16 protein-coding genes are annotated in these 18,516 nt (G+C 63.2%); 15 read left to right on the top strand and 1 reads right to left on the bottom strand.

All coding sequences use genetic code 11. The annotated features are described in order from the left end of the window. Positions 1-2 precede the first annotated feature (2 nt). From rfbF to VJ464_08000, 5 genes are read left to right on the top strand one after another with little or no spacing between them, the layout of a single operon-like run. Positions 3-791 (top strand): glucose-1-phosphate cytidylyltransferase, encoded by a 789-nt coding sequence (gene rfbF, locus VJ464_08020; GenBank protein ID HKQ05060.1) that lies wholly within the window; start codon positions 3-5, stop codon positions 789-791. Then, positions 755-1,900 (top strand): CDP-glucose 4,6-dehydratase, encoded by a 1,146-nt coding sequence (gene rfbG, locus VJ464_08015; protein HKQ05059.1) that lies wholly within the window; start codon positions 755-757, stop codon positions 1,898-1,900. Before rfbF ends, rfbG begins: the two co-directional genes overlap by 37 nt. Next, a complete protein-coding gene (locus VJ464_08010; GenBank protein HKQ05058.1) occupies positions 1,888-2,814 on the top strand; it encodes an NAD(P)-dependent oxidoreductase in 927 nt (308 codons plus the stop codon). Before rfbG ends, VJ464_08010 begins: the two co-directional genes overlap by 13 nt. Next, positions 2,811-3,221 carry a cupin domain-containing protein gene (locus tag VJ464_08005; protein HKQ05057.1) on the top strand — a complete coding sequence of 137 codons (411 nt, stop codon included), beginning with the start codon at positions 2,811-2,813 and terminating at the stop codon, positions 3,219-3,221. Before VJ464_08010 ends, VJ464_08005 begins: the two co-directional genes overlap by 4 nt. Next, positions 3,218-4,207: a glycosyltransferase family A protein gene (locus tag VJ464_08000; protein HKQ05056.1), complete on the top strand. Its 990-nt coding sequence runs from the start codon at positions 3,218-3,220 to the stop codon at positions 4,205-4,207. Before VJ464_08005 ends, VJ464_08000 begins: the two co-directional genes overlap by 4 nt. 10 nt (positions 4,208-4,217) lie before the next feature. On the opposite strand, the gene VJ464_07995 is transcribed toward VJ464_08000, so the two are convergent. Then, positions 4,218-5,555, bottom strand: a complete 1,338-nt coding sequence (locus VJ464_07995; GenBank protein ID HKQ05055.1) for a hypothetical protein — start codon at positions 5,553-5,555, stop codon at positions 4,218-4,220. A gap of 165 nt (positions 5,556-5,720) precedes the next feature. Between VJ464_07995 and VJ464_07990 the strand changes: the two genes are divergently transcribed. The 10 genes from VJ464_07990 (at position 5,721) to VJ464_07945 (ending at position 18,511) form a co-directional block, all read left to right on the top strand. Next, positions 5,721-6,761 carry a radical SAM protein gene (locus VJ464_07990; GenBank protein HKQ05054.1) on the top strand — a complete coding sequence of 347 codons (1,041 nt, stop codon included), beginning with the start codon at positions 5,721-5,723 and terminating at the stop codon, positions 6,759-6,761. Positions 6,762-6,841: 80 nt separating this feature from the next. Further along, entirely contained in the window at positions 6,842-8,116 is a 1,275-nt protein-coding gene (locus VJ464_07985; GenBank protein ID HKQ05053.1) for a glycosyltransferase family 4 protein, read from the top strand. Positions 8,117-8,131: 15 nt separating this feature from the next. After that, complete coding sequence (locus tag VJ464_07980) at positions 8,132-9,514, top strand: hypothetical protein (protein HKQ05052.1); 1,383 nt, start codon at positions 8,132-8,134, stop codon at positions 9,512-9,514. Between the two features lie 21 nt (positions 9,515-9,535). Beyond that, positions 9,536-10,687, top strand: coding sequence for a glycosyltransferase family 4 protein (locus tag VJ464_07975; protein HKQ05051.1), 1,152 nt, complete (start codon positions 9,536-9,538; stop codon positions 10,685-10,687). A 6-nt stretch (positions 10,688-10,693) separates the two neighbouring features. Then, positions 10,694-11,941, top strand: coding sequence for a glycosyltransferase family 4 protein (locus tag VJ464_07970; protein HKQ05050.1), 1,248 nt, complete (start codon positions 10,694-10,696; stop codon positions 11,939-11,941). Between the two features lie 32 nt (positions 11,942-11,973). Then, positions 11,974-12,711: a methyltransferase domain-containing protein gene (locus VJ464_07965; GenBank protein ID HKQ05049.1), complete on the top strand. Its 738-nt coding sequence runs from the start codon at positions 11,974-11,976 to the stop codon at positions 12,709-12,711. 7 nt (positions 12,712-12,718) lie between these two features. Further along, positions 12,719-14,896 carry an alginate lyase family protein gene (locus VJ464_07960; protein HKQ05048.1) on the top strand — a complete coding sequence of 726 codons (2,178 nt, stop codon included), beginning with the start codon at positions 12,719-12,721 and terminating at the stop codon, positions 14,894-14,896. Then, positions 14,896-16,755 (top strand): sugar transferase, encoded by a 1,860-nt coding sequence (locus VJ464_07955; protein ID HKQ05047.1) that lies wholly within the window; start codon positions 14,896-14,898, stop codon positions 16,753-16,755. Before VJ464_07960 ends, VJ464_07955 begins: the two co-directional genes overlap by 1 nt. Beyond that, a complete protein-coding gene (locus VJ464_07950; GenBank protein HKQ05046.1) occupies positions 16,752-17,402 on the top strand; it encodes an acetyltransferase in 651 nt (216 codons plus the stop codon). Before VJ464_07955 ends, VJ464_07950 begins: the two co-directional genes overlap by 4 nt. Beyond that, positions 17,399-18,511 (top strand): DegT/DnrJ/EryC1/StrS family aminotransferase, encoded by a 1,113-nt coding sequence (locus tag VJ464_07945; GenBank protein ID HKQ05045.1) that lies wholly within the window; start codon positions 17,399-17,401, stop codon positions 18,509-18,511. The genes VJ464_07950 and VJ464_07945 overlap by 4 nt, the downstream gene beginning before the upstream one ends. Positions 18,512-18,516 lie beyond the last annotated feature (5 nt).

Below are 18,516 nucleotides of genomic sequence, written 5' to 3'. Positions count from 1 at the left end.
ATATGAAAGCGGTGATTCTGTGCGGCGGGCAAGGGACGCGGATTCGCGAGGTCGCCGACGACATCCCCAAGCCGATGATTCGCATCGGCGAGCGGCCTGTGCTATGGCACATCATGAAGCTCTATGCGCGCTATGGCGTCAATGACTTCGTCCTTTGCCTCGGCTACAAAGGCTGGACGATCAAAGAATTCTTTCTCAACTATCACGCCGTCGCGGCGGATTTGACGGTCACCCTCGGCGAGCGCCGCGCGGTCGACTTTCATGATGGGCCGCTCGAAGACTGGCGCGTCACGCTTGCCGAAACCGGCGAGCGCACGCAGACCGCCGGGCGGCTCTGGAAAGTGAGAAAGTATCTCGAAGGCGGCGAGCTGTTCTGCGTGACCTACGGCGATGGGGTTGCCGATTTAGACATCGCCCGGCTGATCGAATTTCACCGCTCGCATGGCCGCGTTGCCACCGTCACAGGCGTGCGCCCGCCCGGCAGGTTCGGCGTGATGGATACGGCCGAGCGCGGCGGCCTGGTCATCGTCAATGAATTCGCCGAAAAGCCGCAGGCCAGCGAAGGCTACATCAACGGCGGCTTCTTTGTCTTCGATCCGCGTGTCTGGGATTACCTCGCCTCAGACGAGCAACTGATTCTCGAACGCGAGCCGCTGGGGCGTTTGGCGCGCGAGGGCCAACTGGTCATGTATGCTCACGACGGCTTCTGGCAGCCGATGGACACCTATCGCGAGTGGCGCATCCTGAACGAGCTGTGGGCGAGCGGTGCCGCGCCCTGGAAGGTCTGGTGATGTTCGCCGGCGCGTTCGCGGGCAAGACCGCTTTCATCACCGGGCACACGGGATTCAAAGGCGCATGGCTGGCGCTGTGGCTCGAACGGCTGGGCGCGCGCGTCGTCGGTTATTCATTGCCGCCGCCGACCACCCCTAGCCTGTTTCAAGCGTGCGGCCTTGCCGGTCGCCTGGAACATATCGAAGCCGACGTTCGCGACCGCGAGCGCCTGCGACAAGCGATTACGCGCAGCCGACCCGATTTCATCTTTCATCTCGCGGCGCACACACTGGTGCGCGAATCCTACGCAAATCCGCTGGCGACCTATGAAGTCAACCTCATGGGGACGCTGTCGCTGCTCGAAGCCGTGCGCGGTCTCTCTCATCCATGCGCGGTCGTCATTATCTCGACAGACAAGTGCTACGAGAACCGCGAGTGGCCTTACGGTTATCGCGAAACCGACGCGCTCGGCGGCCACGACCCTTACAGTGCCAGCAAAGCCGCGATGGAGATCGCCGTCGCCTCGTATCGCCGGGCTTACTTTCCGCCGTCGCCCAGCGATGCGCATGGCGTCGGGCTGGCGACGGCGCGCGCCGGCAATGTCATCGGTGGCGGCGATTGGGCAAAAGATCGGCTGGTGCCTGATGCCATGCGCGCCCTGTCGCAAGGCGAGCCGCTAATCCTGCGCAACCCCGCCGCGGTTCGTCCCTGGCAGCATGTACTTGAGCCGCTGTCGGGTTATCTCTGGCTGGCGGCGCGGCTGGCGGCAGCGGGCGCGGCTTTCGCGTCGGGCTGGAACTTCGGGCCGCCGGTGACCGACACCTACACGGTGGCCGAGCTTGCCGACGCGCTCGTCAAAGCGTGGGGCGCGGGCGACTGGCAGGCTTCCGAAATTGCGAACGCGCCGCACGAAGCCGGTCGCTTGCTGCTGGCGATTGACAAAGCGCGCTCACAACTCGGGTGGCAGCCGGTCTGGGATTTTCACTCGGCGGTTGAGCGCGCGGTGGCCTGGTATCGCGCTTTCTACGCCGAGCCGGCGGATGACCGCATGGCCTGTGATCTCTGCCTTGCCGACCTCGATAATTATGAGCGCGCCGCCGCCGCCAAAGGACTGCGATGGACTGTCTGACGGTCTGGCGCGGCAAGCGCGTGCTGGTGACCGGCGGCACGGGGTTCATCGGTCGTCACCTGATTGGCCTGGCCGAAGGGGGCGGAATCGAGATTCACAATGTCTCGTTGACCGGCCGCGCGCCATCAGCCGATTACAACTATCAGGTTGATCTGTGCGAGCGCGAGCGGCTGCGCGCCCTGCTGCTTGAAGTCAGCCCGCACGCCATCATTCATCTGGCGGCAGCCGGCGCATCGCCTGGCCGCGGCACGCTTGCGACGATGCTGAAGGCCAACGTCATCGGCGCTGAAAACCTGTTGGCCGCCGCCGAAGCCCTGACCGACCGACCGCTGATTGTCTTCGCCGGTTCGGGCCTGGAGTACACGCCGCAAGATCGCCCCTTCGTTGAAACGGACCCGGCGGTGCCGCTGTCGGCTTATGGCGTCGCCAAAGCGGCGGCCTCCTTGTGCGCCCACTTTTATGCGTCGCGGCTGCCCATCACCCTGTTGCGAATCTTTGACGTGTACGGGCCGGGCGACAGCGAGCCGCGCCTGGTGCCTTACATCGTGGCGCGCAGCCGGCGCGGCGAGCCGATTGAACTGACCGGCTGCGAGCAGGTGCGCGATTACGTCTATGTGCAAGATGTCGCCGAAGCCTTCTGGCGCGCCCTCTTGCTGCCGCCCGCGGGTAGGCTGCGCATTCTGAATCTCGGCGCGGGCCACGCCATTCGTTTGCGGACCCTGATCGAGACTATCGCCGCCATCCTGCGAGAGCGAGGGGTCGCGCCAAAGCTCGCCTTTGGCCGAATCCCATATCGCCACGAGGAGCCGATGCTCTACGCGGCGAACATTGAGCGGCTAGCCAAAGAACTGCGATGGGCACCAGCCATCAGCCTTGAAGAAGGGCTGCGGCAAACCGTCGAGGCGATGCTATGAGCTTGCTCGACCAGGTCGAGATCATTCCCCGGCAGTTGAAGGCAGACGCGCGCGGCTGGTTTCTCAAAGTGATCGATGGCCGCGAAGCGCGACTGCCCGAGCAGACCGGCGAAGTCTACCTGACGATGGCCGAGCCGGGGGAGGTGCGCGGCAATCATTACCACCGGCGCACGGCGGAATGGTTCACGGTTGTCGTGGGCCGCGCGCAGTTGCGCTTGCACGACCCGACGACGGGCGAAAGCCGCGAGCTATGGCTGGACGCCGAAACCCCGCAGACGGTCTATGTGCCCGCGGGGTTGGCGCACGCCTTCAAGAATCCTGAGGCCGCCGCCGCTCGGATGCTGCTGGTCGCTTATGCCGACCGGTTGTACGAAGCCGACGATACGGTGGCGATGAGCCTGCTATGAAGACGCCAGGGTTATCGGTGGCGCTGCCGGTTTATAACGGCGCCGACTATCTCGCTGAAGCGCTCGACAGCGCGCTGGCGCAGACGTTCAGTGATTTTGAAATCGTTGTCTCGGACAACTGCTCGACCGACCAGACGCCGGCGATTCTCGACGACTATGCCCGCCGCGACCGGCGCATTCGTGTGCATCGCGCGGATGACTTTCTGGCGCAGGCAGAGAACGTCAATCGCGCCGTGTCGCTCTGTCAGGGCGACTGGGTGAAGCTGCTGTGTCATGACGACCTGATGCAGCCCAGGTGCATGGAGACGCTACACGGCATCATCAACGCGAACGGCGACGACTCGGTCGGCTTGATCGGCAATGGCGAAGCCTGGCTGTTTGCCAACGGCATTCGCTATGCGGTGGAAGATGAAGCGGCGACAACGCAACGTTACGATGGCCGCGAGATGATTCGGCAACTGATGAATGGCACGGCGAGTGTGCCCTTGCCGGCGCTGACGACCGCGACCGTGAGAAAGCGGGCCTGGGAGCAAGGGCCGAAGTTTGAGAGCCGCTTCATACACTTTGATGTCTTCTGCTGGCAGCGCCTGCTGATGCAATGGAATTTTGTTTACGTCCCGCGCCAACTGACGATCAACCGCATACACGCGGCGCAGGTGGCGGCGTCGGCGCGCCGCAGCTTGCGCTCGGTCGAAGATTACCGGCTCTTTTACAAGGAGTTCCTCAAGGGTGATGCGGTGCGGCTCGAATTGGGCCCCGCGGCGCTATTCAAGGCGCGCTTGAAGCCCCTGTCGGTTGCCGCCTCGACTGTGATGATCGAGCTGTTGAAAAAGCGCTTTGCCAACGCGCTGCGCGTCATCATGCGACTGCCGGTCTGGTGGTGGCCGGCGCTGCCCGTGCTGATCGCAAGAAATCTGAAGAAGGAATCGCCCAAAATCGAAGCCTTGCGTCACCGGGTTCCCACGTCGCTGATCTATCCGGGATAGGGCGATGCGATTATTCGGTTGCCGCGGGCGAAGGATTGCGCGGGCCGCCGTAACGCTTGATGACCGCGACGGCCTCATCAATCACTTTGCCTTCGGCCCGCCCCTTGAAGGCGTATTCATAGCTCGGCTGTAGGGTTCGGTCGCCGTAGAGATTGGCGAAGTTCGAACCGGAAAAGGTGATGCGCGTCGTGAAGGCCAGCGCCGCCAGGCCCGTTAAGATGAGCCAGCCGAAATACCCTTGAGCGATTCTTCGGCCCGCTGTAACGGAAGCCGGTTGCCAGAGCTCGCTGCAAGCGATTGCCGCAAGGATAGGGATGCAGGGCATCCAGAAGCGCGGGTCGTAAAACGGCCATAAAAACAACGTGCCGATGTAGGCGAGCAGCGCAATGTCGGTGACCGTCGGGCAATGGCGATGGCGGTGTAGCGACTTCGCGATCATCATCACCAGCAATGGGCCGAATAAGATGAACAGGAAGGGGCTCAATCTGGAGAGCCGTGTCGCCGGCAGGTTGAGAACCAGCTCTCCAAGCTCCGTGATCCGGTACTGTAAAATCAACAGCAAGCTTTTCGCGCCGCCATTTTCGTCGAAAGCGTCGAGCGCGCCCTGGAACTGCCGGGTTCTGAACAGGGCCGCCGCGACGATGATCAGAACGATGATGCTCAGGCCGATCAGCGCGTACCTGAAACGGCTGACGAGATTGGCAAGCGCCGGCTGCTTGAGCGCCTTTGACCTCAAGGCGTAAAGCAGCGCAGGCACCAGCGCAATGCCGACCCTGCGGAAATTGATCGCGACAAAGATGGTCAGCAACGCCAGCAAAAGATTGCTGGTAAACCATGCGCCCTCTTCGACTCTGACCAGCAAATACAAAGATAGAAAGAATAAGCCGAAGAAGATGCAATCGGTTGCCGGACGGGTCACATGCTTGACCAGCACGAACGAAGACAGGCTGGCAATCATACAGACAGTCACCATCCTCGACTGTAACCGGTAAGCATGCTTTAAGACGCGGAACGCGCAGGTCAGGCCGAGGCCGAGAAAAAGACAATTCAGCAGCACGAAGCACCAGGACGCCGCTACGCCTAGCTGTTCGAGACCGGCGACCAGCAGGGGGTAGCCATAGGGAACAAAAGCCGGCGCCCCATTGAGCATGAAGCCTCGCCCATCAGCGATAGAAGCCGCAACCGTCAGGTACTCGATGGAGTCGTGATCGACGCGCAGCGGCGTGGCGATCTGCAACAGGTAGGCGGAAGCCATTGCGGCCAGCAATACCGTCAGGGCTTTCGGCAGGCGCGCGGCGCGACCCTCGCCCGCCTGCGCTGCATTGCGCTGACCTTCAGAATTCATCATGAGACTTTGCGATTTGTAGGGTTCATCTCCCGGCTGCGCCATGCGACGGATAATCTATCCATTCGCCATGGCTTTTGCAATGGCGGGCGCGGGCTCGCGTATCAGCGCCGCCCTTGTGCGCCGGGCATGATTTGATCTCGTGACGCTCGATTAAGACGGACACCGATGAAGGCATTGACCTCGATTGGCGCAGTCGTCAGAAATTCGCTGCGGATCGACGACCGCCATTTCCGTTTTGACCTGTCGGGCGTTGAGGGGTTGGCGCTATTTCGTGAATATGTCGAGCTGATCGAGTGGGAGACCACGTCTTACTGCAACCGCACTTGCTCGTTCTGTCCGAATAGCTTTATTGACCGCTTGAGCGAAAAACTGGCGATGCCGGAAGCGGCCTGGCAGGCGATTCTTGAGGGCCTGCGCGCGGTGGATTACCGCGGCACCATCGTCTGGTCGCGCTACTCCGAGCCGCTTTCCGAACGACAGATCATCGAGCGGATTCGCCAGGTGCGCCAGGCCGCGCCGCGCGCCCGCATTGCGATTAACTCGAACGGCGATTACCTGGACGCCGATTACCTGCGCCAGCTTGAAGAGGCCGGGCTTGATCGGCTCTGGCTCGATGTCTATTTCCCGGATGACGAAGCGTATGACCACGAAGCCGCCGGGCGCTATCACGACAAGCTGTTGCGGCGCATTCAGCGATCCGCGTCGCTGCTGTCGCGCCGGCCGGAGCTGGCTTACCGGATTGCCTCGGAAAAGACCGAGGTCGTTTCCCGCGTCCGCAATGTGGCGTCAATGAAGGCGTTGGATTTATCCGACCGCGGCGGCCTGATTCAGATCGCCCGGCAGACGGCGCGCTTCGCCCCATGTTATGCGCCTTACAAACACCTGGTGATTGACTGGGATGGCTCGGTCGTCATCTGCTGCCAGTTGCGCAGCGACAGCCCGGCGCATCAGGGCGGCGTGGTCGCTAAGATCGGCACGAATGGCACGGGGCTGGTTGATGCGTATGTGCGCCTTGCCGGATGGCGGCGAGGCTTGCGTGGTTATGGCCCCAAGAAAGGCCCGTGCGCCACATGCAACGTCAGCGAATACGTCTCGACGCGGCTGACGCGCTCGCTGTCGCGGTGGCTATCAAATCCGCGCTCGTTGTTGCGCGGCGGCTTACGTTTGGCAATGCGGCCTGTGCTTAAAAGAAAGCTGCGCTATTGAGCCGGTCGTCACGATTCAATGTGCGCGATCCGCGGATGCGCGGGCTAATCAACTCCGTCGTCTGCGCCGCAACCCCGATCATGCAATCTCTTCCACAGGCCGTCGTCGCGCTGGCGGGCGCGCGCGATCATTATCAGTTGCCGCTGGCGCTCGACGAAGCCGGGCTCTTGCATTCGCTGGTGACCGACGTGTATTGGCCCGCCGATCAAAGATGGTTTGCGCGCTCGGCAGGCGCCCTGTTGCCGCGCCGTGTGATTGCGGCGCGCTACTGCGCCGGGTTAGACAGCGGTCGCGTTCGCGTATCAGCAAGAGCATGGGCCGCCGCCGCCTTGATGAAAGCGGCGCGCACGCTCAGGCTCAATCGCTATAAAGATGTAGCCTTGAGCCGCAAGGCGAGGCAGACGGCGCTCAGCGAAGGGGCGGCGCTGTTTTGTTATAGCTATTACGCCGGCGCGGCCTTCAAGGCGGCGGCGGCGCGGCCCGCGCATCGCTTCTTGTTTCAGCTCCACCCGCACCCGCAGGCGGTGCGCGCTCTGTTGCTTGAAGAAATCCGGCGCGTGCCGCGGGCAGAGGCATCGCTGTTGGCCGAGTATGAGCTGGGGCTTTCCGAGGCCGAATTCGCGGCGCTGGCCAGTGAGCCGCACCTGGCCAATGGCTGGGTCGTCGCCAGCCGCTTCACGGCGCAGACGCTCATCGATCAAGGCATCCCCGCCGCACAGGTGCATGTCGTTCCTTACGGCGTTGACCCTGTCGCTTTCACACCACGCCTCACACCACCAGCCGCCGACCACCCGTTCACCGTGGTTTATGTCGGCAGCCTGTCGCAGCGCAAAGGACTGGCGTACTTGCTCGACGCCGTTCGCCTGCTCAAATCAAAGCGCCTGCGCGTGCGGCTATGCGGGCGCGGCGTGGTTGACACACGATTGCTGGCTGCGTATACGGACCTCGACGTTGAAGCCAAAATCGGCTTATCGCATGGCGAGTTGATTCGCGAGCTACACAGCGCCGACGTCTTTGCGCTGCCCTCGCTCGCCGAAGGCTTCGGCCATGTCATTCTTGAAGCGATGTCGTGCGGCTTGCCTGTAATCACCACGCCGCATACCTGCGGACCGGACGTGATCGAGCCCGGCAAGCACGGCTGGATCGTTCCCATCCGCGATTCACAAGCCATCGCCGAACAATTGGCATGGGGCATGGCGAACCGTGCCGCGCTCGCAGGCATGGGCGAAGCCGCCGCGGCGCGTGCGCGGCAGTTCACCTGGGAGCGCTTCCGCGCCGGCGTGCGCGCGGCGTATCAAACAATGGTCACGGCACCGGCCGGCGAAGTCGCTTCGTCCCATGTCGGTGTCGGGTGATCATCAGGAGCAGTCGTGTTCGGCAACCTACCCGGAATTGACATCCCCGTCGTCGCCTTGATCGATGTGATGACGGTCATCATCTGCGTCGTCTTGCTGTTGAAGTATGGACGGCTGGCGCATTCACACCCCGGCACCATCTATCTCTTCTTTCATCTCTACACTTTCACCTTTCGACTGTTCGGCTTGATGTTTGGCGCCGAAACCTTGTTCAGTGAATATCAAGGATTCATCGAAGCCGTCACGCCTGGCGAAATCGTTCGCGCCGCGCTGCTCGGCGATCTGGCGCTGGTCGTCATGACCGCCGCCTGGGTCAAAGCCTCTGCCGACGATTTGAAAAAGCATCGGCGCGCGCCGGTCGCCGAAGAGGGGAGCGCCAACCTGTCGCTGCGTTACATCTGGGCGGTCGTCGCCGTCGCTTTCCCGCTCGGGATTTTCGGGCTGCTGGCCTTCGCCAACGTGCCCGGTCTGTCGGCCATCGGCGAAGCCCTGGAGCCGGGCGAGTGGCAGACCTCGAATTACTTTTTCATCATGCAGGTATGGGCGGGGCTGGCGCTGCTGGCGCTGATTTACTGGTACGGCTTCCGCTGGTGGCTGCTCGTGCCGATGAGCCTCTACCTGTTAATCATGGCCTACCAGGGCTATCACCGCTTCCGGGTCCTCATTCCCATCTTGCTGCTGATTCAAATCTTTCTCGACCGCCGCCGCTTGCGCTGGCCGCCGCTCTACCTGGCGGCGGTGCTGGTGGGTTTGATACTGATCTATTTCCCGCTCAAGAGCATCGGTCAGATGGCGCAAGAAGGCAATTCGGTCAACGAGATCGTCGTGACTTCGGCGGAGACCGTCAACCTGGCGCTCGCCGTCAAAGCGCCCGACCAGCAGTTCCTCGACCAGTTCGCCTGCGCCCTGTCGCTGATGGATGATGCCGGCCATTACTATTACGGCTCGACCTATCTGGCGCTGCTGACGCTGCCGGTGCCGCACCAGTGGTGGCCCGACAAGCCCGGCCTCGCCGATTACCTTCAAGACATTTCAAAGCCGTGGCGGCCAATGGGCGCGCTCGGTATGATCGTGACCTTCCTGGGCGAATCCTATGTCAACTTTGGCTACGTCGGCATCGTGGTCATCCCGATGCTGCTGGCCTACGGTTTGGCGCGCATCTATTTTCGCGCCTACCGCAGCAACTATTACACGGTCATCCGCCTCTGCTACCTGCTGATCGCCTGCAACCTGATACAGGTTTTCCGCGACGGCTTGACCTCGATCATCGTCTTCACCTGGGTGAACATGATGCCGCTGATGATCATCGTCTTGCTGCACTACATTCTGCCGCGGCGAAAGAAAAAGCTGATGTCGGTTTACGACGTGCCGGAATCGGCCAACTCCGCGGCGCAGTAATCGAGTCTACACCTGAGACGCATGTTGCCGCTGACCGTCTGGATGAACTACCCGTCGTTTTATCAGGGCGACCTGTTCCGCAGCCTGCTGGCTTCGGCGCGGGTGGACTTGCAGGTGATCTTCGCGAAGCGTTTGCCCGCCGACCGCTTGCGGCTCGGTTGGGACGAAGACCTGCACGGCTACGCGCATCGCTTCCTTGATCCGCAGCATCGTTTGAGCGACGCCCGGCGGCTGGCGTGGGCGGCGCGCCGCCGCCTGCATATCGTCAACGGCATCTGGGCAGAGCCGGCTTTCACGGCGGCGCTCATCACGCTGGCCACAGCCCGCAGCCGCTATGCCATCTATTCCGAAGCGCCCGACCCACACCCGCGGCGCTCGGCCATCAAGCGGGCGTTGCGCGGCGGCCTCGGGCGCGTGCTGGCGTCGCGGGCAAGCGGATTGCTGCCGGTCTCGCACCTCGCCGCAGACTTCTACAGACAGCTAGGCGTCAGGCAGGCGGCGATCTACCCGTTTGGATATTTCCGCTCGCGGGCGCGGGGGCAGGCGCGTGCCGCGGGCGCGAAAAAAGAGAGCGCCTGCGAGATCGTTTTCGCCGGGCAGATGATTCCGCGCAAAGGGCTCGACCTGCTGCTAAGCGCCGCGCAACCGCTGTTCGATGAGTTTCAAGGCGTGACGTTGACATTGATCGGTGAGGGCGACGGCTTGCCGGCGCTGCGCGCACAGGTTGAGCGAAGCGGACTCGCCCGGCGCGTTCGCTTCGAGCCGAGCATATCGCCTGCCGCCATCCCTGCGCGCCTCTCAGCCGCCGACCTGCTGGTTTTGCCGAGCCGCTGGGACGGCTGGGGCGTCGTCGTCAACGAAGCCTTTTCGGTCGGCGTGCCGGCGATTGTTTCTGACCAGTGTGGCGCTGCCGATCTCATCCGTGCGGGGCAGAACGGTTATGTCTTTCGCGCCGGCGACGCCGACGATTTGCGAAACCGCCTGCGCGATTTTCTCGATCAAGAAACCGACTGGCCGCGATGGCGAATCAATGCCGCGATGATGGGCGAGCGGGTTTCGACCGAAGCGGTGTCGCCTTACCTGATCGACTGTCTGAATCACATGATGGGCTGTACCGATGAAAAGCCGGTGCCGCCCTGGACAGTGCTGTCTGCCGCACAGGCCGCCGATTGAGCCGATGTGAGAATTCTCTTTGTCGCCGACGCCCGCAGTCCCATCGCTCAGGGCTGGATCAATTATTTCATCGAGCGCCGTCATGACGTTCACATCCTCTCGACCTACCCGTGCGACGCCGGGGCGTTTGCCGGGGCAATGGTCTATCAACTCCCACTTGCTTTCTCCGGGCTGCTGGCCGCCGAAGCGACGCCGCATAATGGCGCTGCCGGCCAGAACCGCTCGCGGTGGGCGCGGCGGCTAGCGGGCTTGCGCAAGGGCCGACTGGCACAATCGGTTTTGGCGGCGCGAATGTGGGCCGGCCCGCTGACCTTGCCCGCCGCGATCAAACGGGCGCGAGGGTTGATTCGGCAGATTGCGCCGGATGTCGTCCACGCCATGCGCATCCCGTTTGAAGGCATGCTGGCGGCGCGGGCCGCCGTAGAATCTCTGCCGCTGCTGGTGTCGGTTTGGGGGAACGATCTGACGTTGTTCGCCAGCCGCTACCCGATCATTGCCCGGCAGACGCGCCGCGTCTTGCAACGTGCCGACGCCTTGCATTGCGACTGCCGGCGCGACCTCGATCTCGCCGCCCAGGCGTGGGGATTTCAAAACTTGCAGAACACGATTATCTTGCCGACTGCGGGCGGCATTCATTCGTCGCTGTTTCACCGGGGCGAGCCGAACGCCGCCTTGATGAAGCAGCTCGGCATCGCCACCGATGCGCCGGTGATAATCAACCCGCGCGGCTTTCGCAACTACGTGCGCACAGACACATTCTTTGCCGCCCTGCCCGCGGTCTTAAACAAGCATCCGCGGACGGTCTTCCTGTGCGTCGCCATGCAAGGCAACCCGATGGCCGAGAGATGGGTCGAGCAGTTCGGCCTCGCTGAAAGCGTTCGCCTGCTGCCGCAAGTGGCGCGTGACCAGATGCCGGCGCTGTTTCGGCTGGCGCAGGTGGCCGTCTCGCCTTCCTTGCACGACGGCACGCCGAACACGCTGCTCGAAGCGATGGCGTGCGGCTGCTTGCCGGTCGCGGGCCGCATCGAATCGGTCTGCGAGTGGATTGACGATGGCGTGAACGGTCTGCTCTGCGATGCGACCAGCGCTGATTCGCTGGCTGCCGCGATGATTCGCGCGCTCGACGACGGGCCATTGCGGCAAGCGGCCCGCGAGCGCAATGGGCGATTGATCGCAGAGCGCGCCGAATACCAGCGCGTGATGCAACAAGCCGAGCAGTTCTACCTCGATATGATCGCCGGTCATCGTTGCTAGGCGCGTATCGCTCAGGCGACAGCCGTTTTCACATGAGCACAGCAACAAAAAGCCAGGAGCCGAACGCCGTACAACGGCTGTTCAACGACAAAGCCGCATCCTGGCCGGCAAAGTATGAAGACAATGGCCCGCTGCGGCATCGCCTTCATGCGGTCGGGCAGCTCATCACGCAAAGGCTCTCTCGGCCCGCCGCGATTCTTGACCTGGGCTGTGGCACCGGCAATCTCGCATTTCATCTCAGCCGGCAAGGCTACGACGTGACGGCGTGCGACATTGCCGAACAGATGATTGAAGAAGGCCAGCGGGCCTTTGCCGGTGCGCCGATTCGCTGGCTGCGGTTGTCTGCAAACTGGCAACGCTTGCCGCTGACTTCTGCGGCGTTCGAAGCGGTGGTGGCCACGAGCGTCTTCGAATACCTCCATGACCCGGATGCCGTATTGGGCGAATGCAACCGTGTGCTGAAGCCCGGCGGGTGGTTGATCTTTACTGCGCCGGACGTGCGGAACCGGCGGCGCAAGCTCGAAAAATTTCTCCGCCCCCTGGCGGTGCGGCTCGCCCGTTCAGCGGCATTCAAGCTCATACCGGCGGCGCAGCGTTATCTGATCTATTTGAGCGTTTCGCGGCAGCGCCTGACGCCTGGGCAGTGGCGCGAGATGGCCGAGCGCCAGGGCTTCAGCGCCGCCCTGGATACGACTGCTGATACGACCGGCGGGCGAGCCCCTGAGTGCGGAAAGTACATGCTGCTCTTGCAATTTCAAAAGCAGCGATAAAGACACGATGATCTCCATGTCTTCGGCCTCGCGCCTGTATCATCTCTGGCAGCACTTCGGGCCGCGCTGGCTGGCGCATCGTGTCGGGTACGCGGCGCGGCTGCGCAGCGGCGCCATTGCATGGCGTTTGCCGGCGCGCGCCTGGCAGGCACAACCGCTCGAACAGTTTTTGAAAGACGCGGCGCTCGCCGACCCTGAGCGTTATCTTGATTACCGAAAGCGCCATGCGCCGCCGTTCTTCTTTGCAAGCGCCGACCGCGAGCGTTATCAACCTCTCTTCGCTGCCTGGGACGACGTAGCCGAAACGACGCCGCTGATAATCGCCGCGCAGATCAAGCAAGGCCGGCTGCGTTACTTTGAGCGACGCACGGCGCAAACCGGCTTTCCGCCCGACTGGCATGCGAACCCCTTCACAGGCGAGCGCGGCGCGGCTGACCTGCACTGGAGCCGCATCGGCGATTTCGATTCGGGCGACATCAAAATCATCTGGGAGCCGTCGCGCTTCGCCTACGCCTACGCGCTCGCTCGCGCCTACTGGCGTACAGGTGATGAAGATTACGTTGAACAATTCTGGCGCGCGGCGGAAGACTGGCGCGTTAACAATCCGCCGCAGCAGGGGGCGAACTGGAAGTGTGGCCAGGAGGCAGCGTTTCGCGTGATGGCCTGGTGCTTTGCGCTTTATGCCTTTCTCGACTCGCCACAAACTACGGCGGCGCGCGTCGGCGGTCTTGCGCAGATGATTGCCATAACGGCTGAACGGATCGCCGCCAATTTCGATCACGCGCTCAGCCAGGGCAACAATCACGGCATCAGCGAAGCCGCCGGCCTCTACACCGTCGGGCTACTCTTTCGCGAATTCAAAGCGGCTGCGTCATGGAGGCAACGAGGCCGCGCCGCGCTCGAATCCGAAGGGCGCAAGCTGATCTATGACGACGGCGCGTTCACGCAGCACTCGACGAATTATCATCGCTTGATGTTGCACGATTACCTGTGGCCGCTGCGGCTCGGCGAGTTGTTGGGAGAGCCGTTCAGCGACGAGTTGAAGCATCGCATCGCCCGTGCCGGTGATTTCCTTTATCAATTGCAGGACACAACGAGCGGGCGCGTGCCGAATTATGGCCACAACGATGGCGCGTTGGTGCTGCCGCTCGACAACGGCGACTTTCAAGATTACAGGCCGGTCGTGCAGGCGACACATTACTTGATTGATCAAACTCGCTGTTACGCGGCGGGGCCGTGGGATGAAGACCTGCTCTGGCTGTTTGGCCCGCGGGCGCTCGCCGCGCCGGTGGCGCCACCGCCGCGCGCCGACCTGCAAGCCGAGTGTGGCGGTTATTACACATTGCGCTCGCCCGCCGGCTTCGCTTTCGTGCGCGCCGCGACGTTTAAAGATCGCCCGGCGCAAGCCGATATGCTGCACGTTGACCTGTGGTGGCGCGGCGAAAACATTGCCACGGACGCCGGCACCTTCAGCTATCACGCGCCCGCGCCCTGGGATAACGAGCTAGCGCGCACGGCGTATCACAACACGGTCATGGTGGACGGCTGTGACCAGATGGAGCGCGCTGGCCGCTTTCTCTGGCTGCCGTGGCTGCGCGGTGGGATGACCGATTACCGGCGCTCGGCGGGCGGCCATCTGGTCTACTGGCATGGAGAACACGATGGCTACCGGCGCTTGCCGTCGCCGGTCGCGCACCGGCGCGCGGTCATGCGCGTCGGCGACGAGTGCTGGGTTGTCGCGGACCAATTGCTCGGCGGAGCGGATCACGATTACCGTTTGCAGTGGCTCTTTGCCGACCTGCCGTTCGCATGGGATGAGGCGCAGCACCGGCTGACCCTGCACACGGCGGCGGGCGCGTACGCGGCGCGCTTGCTCGATCTGTCGGGCGCGGGGCGCTGCTCAATTATGCGGGCCGACCCGCGCAGCGCGCGCGGCTGGCGCTCGGCTTACTACTACGACCGCGAGCCGGCGCTCTCGCTGGACTTGCGATGTCACGCCGCGCGAGCCGCGTTCATCACCATCTTTGCGCCCGACGATTATTCGGTTACCGCAGCGCCCGGCTCGCTGGTTATTCGATCAAGCGGCTGGCGAGCAGTTGTTCATCTGGACGCAAGCGCCAATGAGCGGTTGATTGCTTCAGCCGCGATTGACGGCGCGCTGACCGACCGATTGGAGATGGCGTGATGCGCGTGCTGTTGATCCATCAAGCGTTCGTCGGCCCGAATGAGCCGGGCGGCACGCGCCATTACGAGCTGGCGAAAAGCGCCGTCGAGCGCGGCATCGATTTCACTGTTGTGGCGAGCCGTCTCAGTTACCTGACCGGCCAACGCGCGGTTGATGATGATGCGAAGGTTACAGAACAGAATCTGGATGGCGTGCGCGTCCTGCGCGCTTATGCGTACCCGGCGCTGCACCGCAGCTTCGTCTGGCGCGTCGTGTCATTTTTGAGTTTCATGTTGGACGCGATTCGCACCGCCTGGCGGGCCGGTCGGGTTGATCTGGTGATGGGCACGTCACCGCCGATCTTTCAGGGGCTGTCGGCGTGGCTCATTGCCTTCGCGCGTCGCCGCCCGCTGCTATTGGAAATCCGTGACCTGTGGCCGGAGTTTGCCATAGACATGGGCGTGCTGCGCAATCGCGGGCTCATCGTTTTGTCGCGCCGGCTAGAGCGGTTTCTTTATCGCCGCGCCGCGCACCTGCTGGTCAATTCGCCGGCCTATCGCGACTATCTCATTGACAAAGGCGTGCCGCCCGACAAGATCACCCTGATTGCCAACGGCGCGGACACGACGATGTTTGACCCGGAGGCCAGGGGCGCGAGCGTTCGTGAAGCGTTCGGCCTGCAAAACAAGTTCGTCGTCACCTACGCCGGCGCGCTGGGGCTGGCCAACGACATCGAAGTGATCCTGCGCGCCGCCGCGCGACTCAATGAAGATTCGCGGATTCATTTCCTGCTGGTCGGTGATGGCAAACAGCGTCCGAAACTCGAATCGCTCGCCCGCCAGTTGAATGTGGCGAATGTCACATTTACCGGTGCGCGCCCGAAATCAGCCATCCCTACGGTGCTGGCCGCAAGCGATGCCTGTGTGGCGACGCTCAAAGACATCGCGATGTTTCGCACCACCTATCCCAACAAAGTCTTTGATTACATGGCCGCCGGTCGCCCGACGCTGCTGGCCATTGACGGCGTCATTCGCCAGGTGATCGAAGCGGCGGCGGGCGGCGTCTTCGTGCCGCCGGGCGATGACGCGGGGCTGGCCGAAGCGGTGCTGGCCTTGAGCGCCGACCGCGAGCAGGCCGCCGAGATGGGCCGCCGCGCGCGCGCTTATGTCACCGAGCATTTCGACCGCCGCGGGCAGACTGATGATTTCGCGGCCCTGCTCCGGCGATTGGCCGCAAGCCGTCGGCAGCCGTTTCGTCTGCTGTCTTACCGGCGTGTGGGCAAGCGATTGCTCGACCTGTCGCTTACCATTCCCTCGCTCATCCTGCTCGCGCCGTTGTTGTTGCTGCTTGCCGTACTGGTGCGCGTCAAACTCGGCTCGCCGGTTCTGTTTCGCCAGCGGCGGCCCGGCCTGAACGGTCACGCCTTCACCTTGATGAAGTTTCGCACCATGACCGAAGCGCGTGACGACGCGGGTCGCTTGCTGCCGGATAGCCAGCGGCTGACCGGCTTCGGCAAATTCCTGCGCGCCACCAGCCTCGATGAATTGCCCGAACTATTCAACGTCCTCCGCGGCGAGATGAGTCTCGTCGGCCCGCGCCCGCTGTTGATGGAATACCTCGACCGCTACACCCTTGAGCAGGCGCGGCGGCACGAGGTGAAGCCGGGCTTGACCGGCTGGGCGCAGGTCAACGGGCGCAACGCGCTGGCATGGGAAGACAAGTTTAAGCTCGACGTCTGGTACGTTGACCGTGTGAGTCTCTGGCTTGACCTGAGCATCCTACTGCGTACGTTCGCGCAACTCTGCAAGCGTGAAGGCATCAGCGCCGAAGGCCACGCCACCATGCCATTCTTCATCGGCTCGGAAGGGAAAGACCAGTGAGCGCCGCGCGGCCCGACGCCATTGCCGTGCTCGGGGCCGGCGGCCATGCGAAAGTCGTCATCGCCACATTGCAGGCCGCGGGCTTTACGGTCGCCGCCGTCTTCGATGATGACCGGAGCAAGCAAGGCAGCCGTCTGCTCGGCGTCGAAGTCCGCGGCCCGCTCGACGACTTCGCAGGCTCAGGCTATCGCCGCGCGGTTCTTGCTATCGGTGACAACGCGACGCGAATGCGATTAGCCGCGCGCTTGCAGGCACAGTTGCCGACCGTCGAGTGGGTCATCGCCGTTCACCCGCAGACCTGCTTGCACCTTTCGGTGAGACTCGGAGATGGCGCTGTCGTCTTTGCCGGCGCCGTCATTCAGCCCGACACGGTCATCGGCGCGCATGCCATCATCAACACCGGCGCGACGGTTGACCATGACTGCCGCATTGGTGATTTCGCTCACATCGCGCCGGGCTGCCATCTGGCGGGCGAGGTGCAGGTCGCGCGCGGCGCTTTTCTCGGCATCGGCGCGTCGGTCATTCCCGGTCGAATGATTGGCGAGTGGGCGACCATTGGCGCGGGCGCGGTGGTCACGGGCGACATTCCGGCAGGCGCTACGGCGGTCGGCGTCCCGGCAAAGGTCTTAGACAAAGAGGGACGATGAACGAGCGAATTCCGATGGCCTCTGCGGACCTCGATGACTCGGACATTGAAGCGGTGCTGGGCGTACTGCGCACAGGGCGGCTGGCGCTTGGCCCGCGGACGATCCTGTTCGAGCAGGCCATTTGTGATTACGTCGGCACACGCCATGCGGTCGCGGTCAGCTCGGGCACGGCGGCGCTGCACCTGATCGTTAAAGCGCTTGGCATCGGCGCGGGCGACGACGTGCTGGTGCCATCGTTCACCTTCGCGGCCAGCGTCAACGCCTTTCTTTATGAAGGCGCGATGCCGGTCTTCGTCGAGATCGAACGCGACACCTACAACCTCGACCCGGCAGACCTTGAACGTAAGATCACCGCGCGCACCAAAGCGATCATGGCGGTTGATGTATTCGGCCACCCGGCGGACTGGGACGCCCTTCGCCGCATCGCCGAGCGCCACAGCCTGAAAATCATTGATGACTCGTGCGAGGCTCTGGGAGCCGCTTTCAAGGGAACGAAGCTCGGTCGCTTTGGCGACGCGGCGGCCTTCGCCTTCTACCCCAACAAGCAGATCACGACCGGCGAAGGCGGCGTCATCGTCACCGACTCGGACGACATCGCGCGGCTCTGCCGCAGTTTGCGCAACCAGGGGCGCGGCGAGATGGGCGCCTGGCTTGAGCATGACCGGTTGGGTTATAACTACCGCCTGGACGAGATGTCGGCGGCGCTCGGCGTCAGTCAGCTTCGCCGCATCGAGACGTTCCTGGCGAAGCGCGCGCAGGTCGCGCAACGCTACAGCGAACGGCTGGCGCGCTTCGATTGGCTGCGAACGCCCGCGGTCAAACCCGACGTGCGCATGAGCTGGTTCGTTTATGTGGTGACGCTTGCCGAAGGCTTAGACCGTGACTCGGTGATGCGGCGAATGGAAGCGCGCGGCATCCCCGTGCGCGGCTATTTTTCGCCGGCGCATTTGCAGCCTTACATCCGCGAGCGCTTCGGCTACGCGGCGGGCGAGCTGCCCATCACCGAATCGGTGGCGCGCCGCACCATCGCTCTGCCGTTTCACAATAACCTCAGCGACGCGCAGATTGAAGAAGTGGTCGCCGCGCTCGCCGAGGCCGCACAAGAATAAGCGTT

The organism is Blastocatellia bacterium, from assembly GCA_035275065.1.
Lineage (GTDB): Bacteria > Acidobacteriota > Blastocatellia > UBA7656 > UBA7656 > DATENM01.
This window is presented reverse-complemented; position numbering and strand designations above follow the sequence as displayed.

Excerpts from the sequence above, each read along its gene's own strand:
- VJ464_07990 (HKQ05054.1), top strand. The coding sequence starts at position 5,721 with ATGAAGGCATTGACCTCGATTGGCGCAGTCGTCAGAAATTCGCTGCGG.
- VJ464_07975 (HKQ05051.1), top strand. The coding sequence starts at position 9,536 with ATGTTGCCGCTGACCGTCTGGATGAACTACCCGTCGTTTTATCAGGGC.
- VJ464_07955 (HKQ05047.1), top strand. The coding sequence starts at position 14,896 with ATGCGCGTGCTGTTGATCCATCAAGCGTTCGTCGGCCCGAATGAGCCG.
- VJ464_07985 (HKQ05053.1), top strand. The coding sequence starts at position 6,842 with ATGCAATCTCTTCCACAGGCCGTCGTCGCGCTGGCGGGCGCGCGCGAT.
- rfbF (HKQ05060.1), top strand. The coding sequence starts at position 3 with ATGAAAGCGGTGATTCTGTGCGGCGGGCAAGGGACGCGGATTCGCGAG.
- VJ464_07960 (HKQ05048.1), top strand. The coding sequence starts at position 12,719 with ATGATCTCCATGTCTTCGGCCTCGCGCCTGTATCATCTCTGGCAGCAC.
- VJ464_08000 (HKQ05056.1), top strand. The coding sequence starts at position 3,218 with ATGAAGACGCCAGGGTTATCGGTGGCGCTGCCGGTTTATAACGGCGCC.
- VJ464_08010 (HKQ05058.1), top strand. The coding sequence starts at position 1,888 with ATGGACTGTCTGACGGTCTGGCGCGGCAAGCGCGTGCTGGTGACCGGC.
- VJ464_07945 (HKQ05045.1), top strand. The coding sequence starts at position 17,399 with ATGAACGAGCGAATTCCGATGGCCTCTGCGGACCTCGATGACTCGGAC.
- VJ464_07965 (HKQ05049.1), top strand. The coding sequence starts at position 11,974 with ATGAGCACAGCAACAAAAAGCCAGGAGCCGAACGCCGTACAACGGCTG.
- VJ464_07995 (HKQ05055.1), bottom strand. The coding sequence starts at position 5,555 with ATGATGAATTCTGAAGGTCAGCGCAATGCAGCGCAGGCGGGCGAGGGT.
- VJ464_08005 (HKQ05057.1), top strand. The coding sequence starts at position 2,811 with ATGAGCTTGCTCGACCAGGTCGAGATCATTCCCCGGCAGTTGAAGGCA.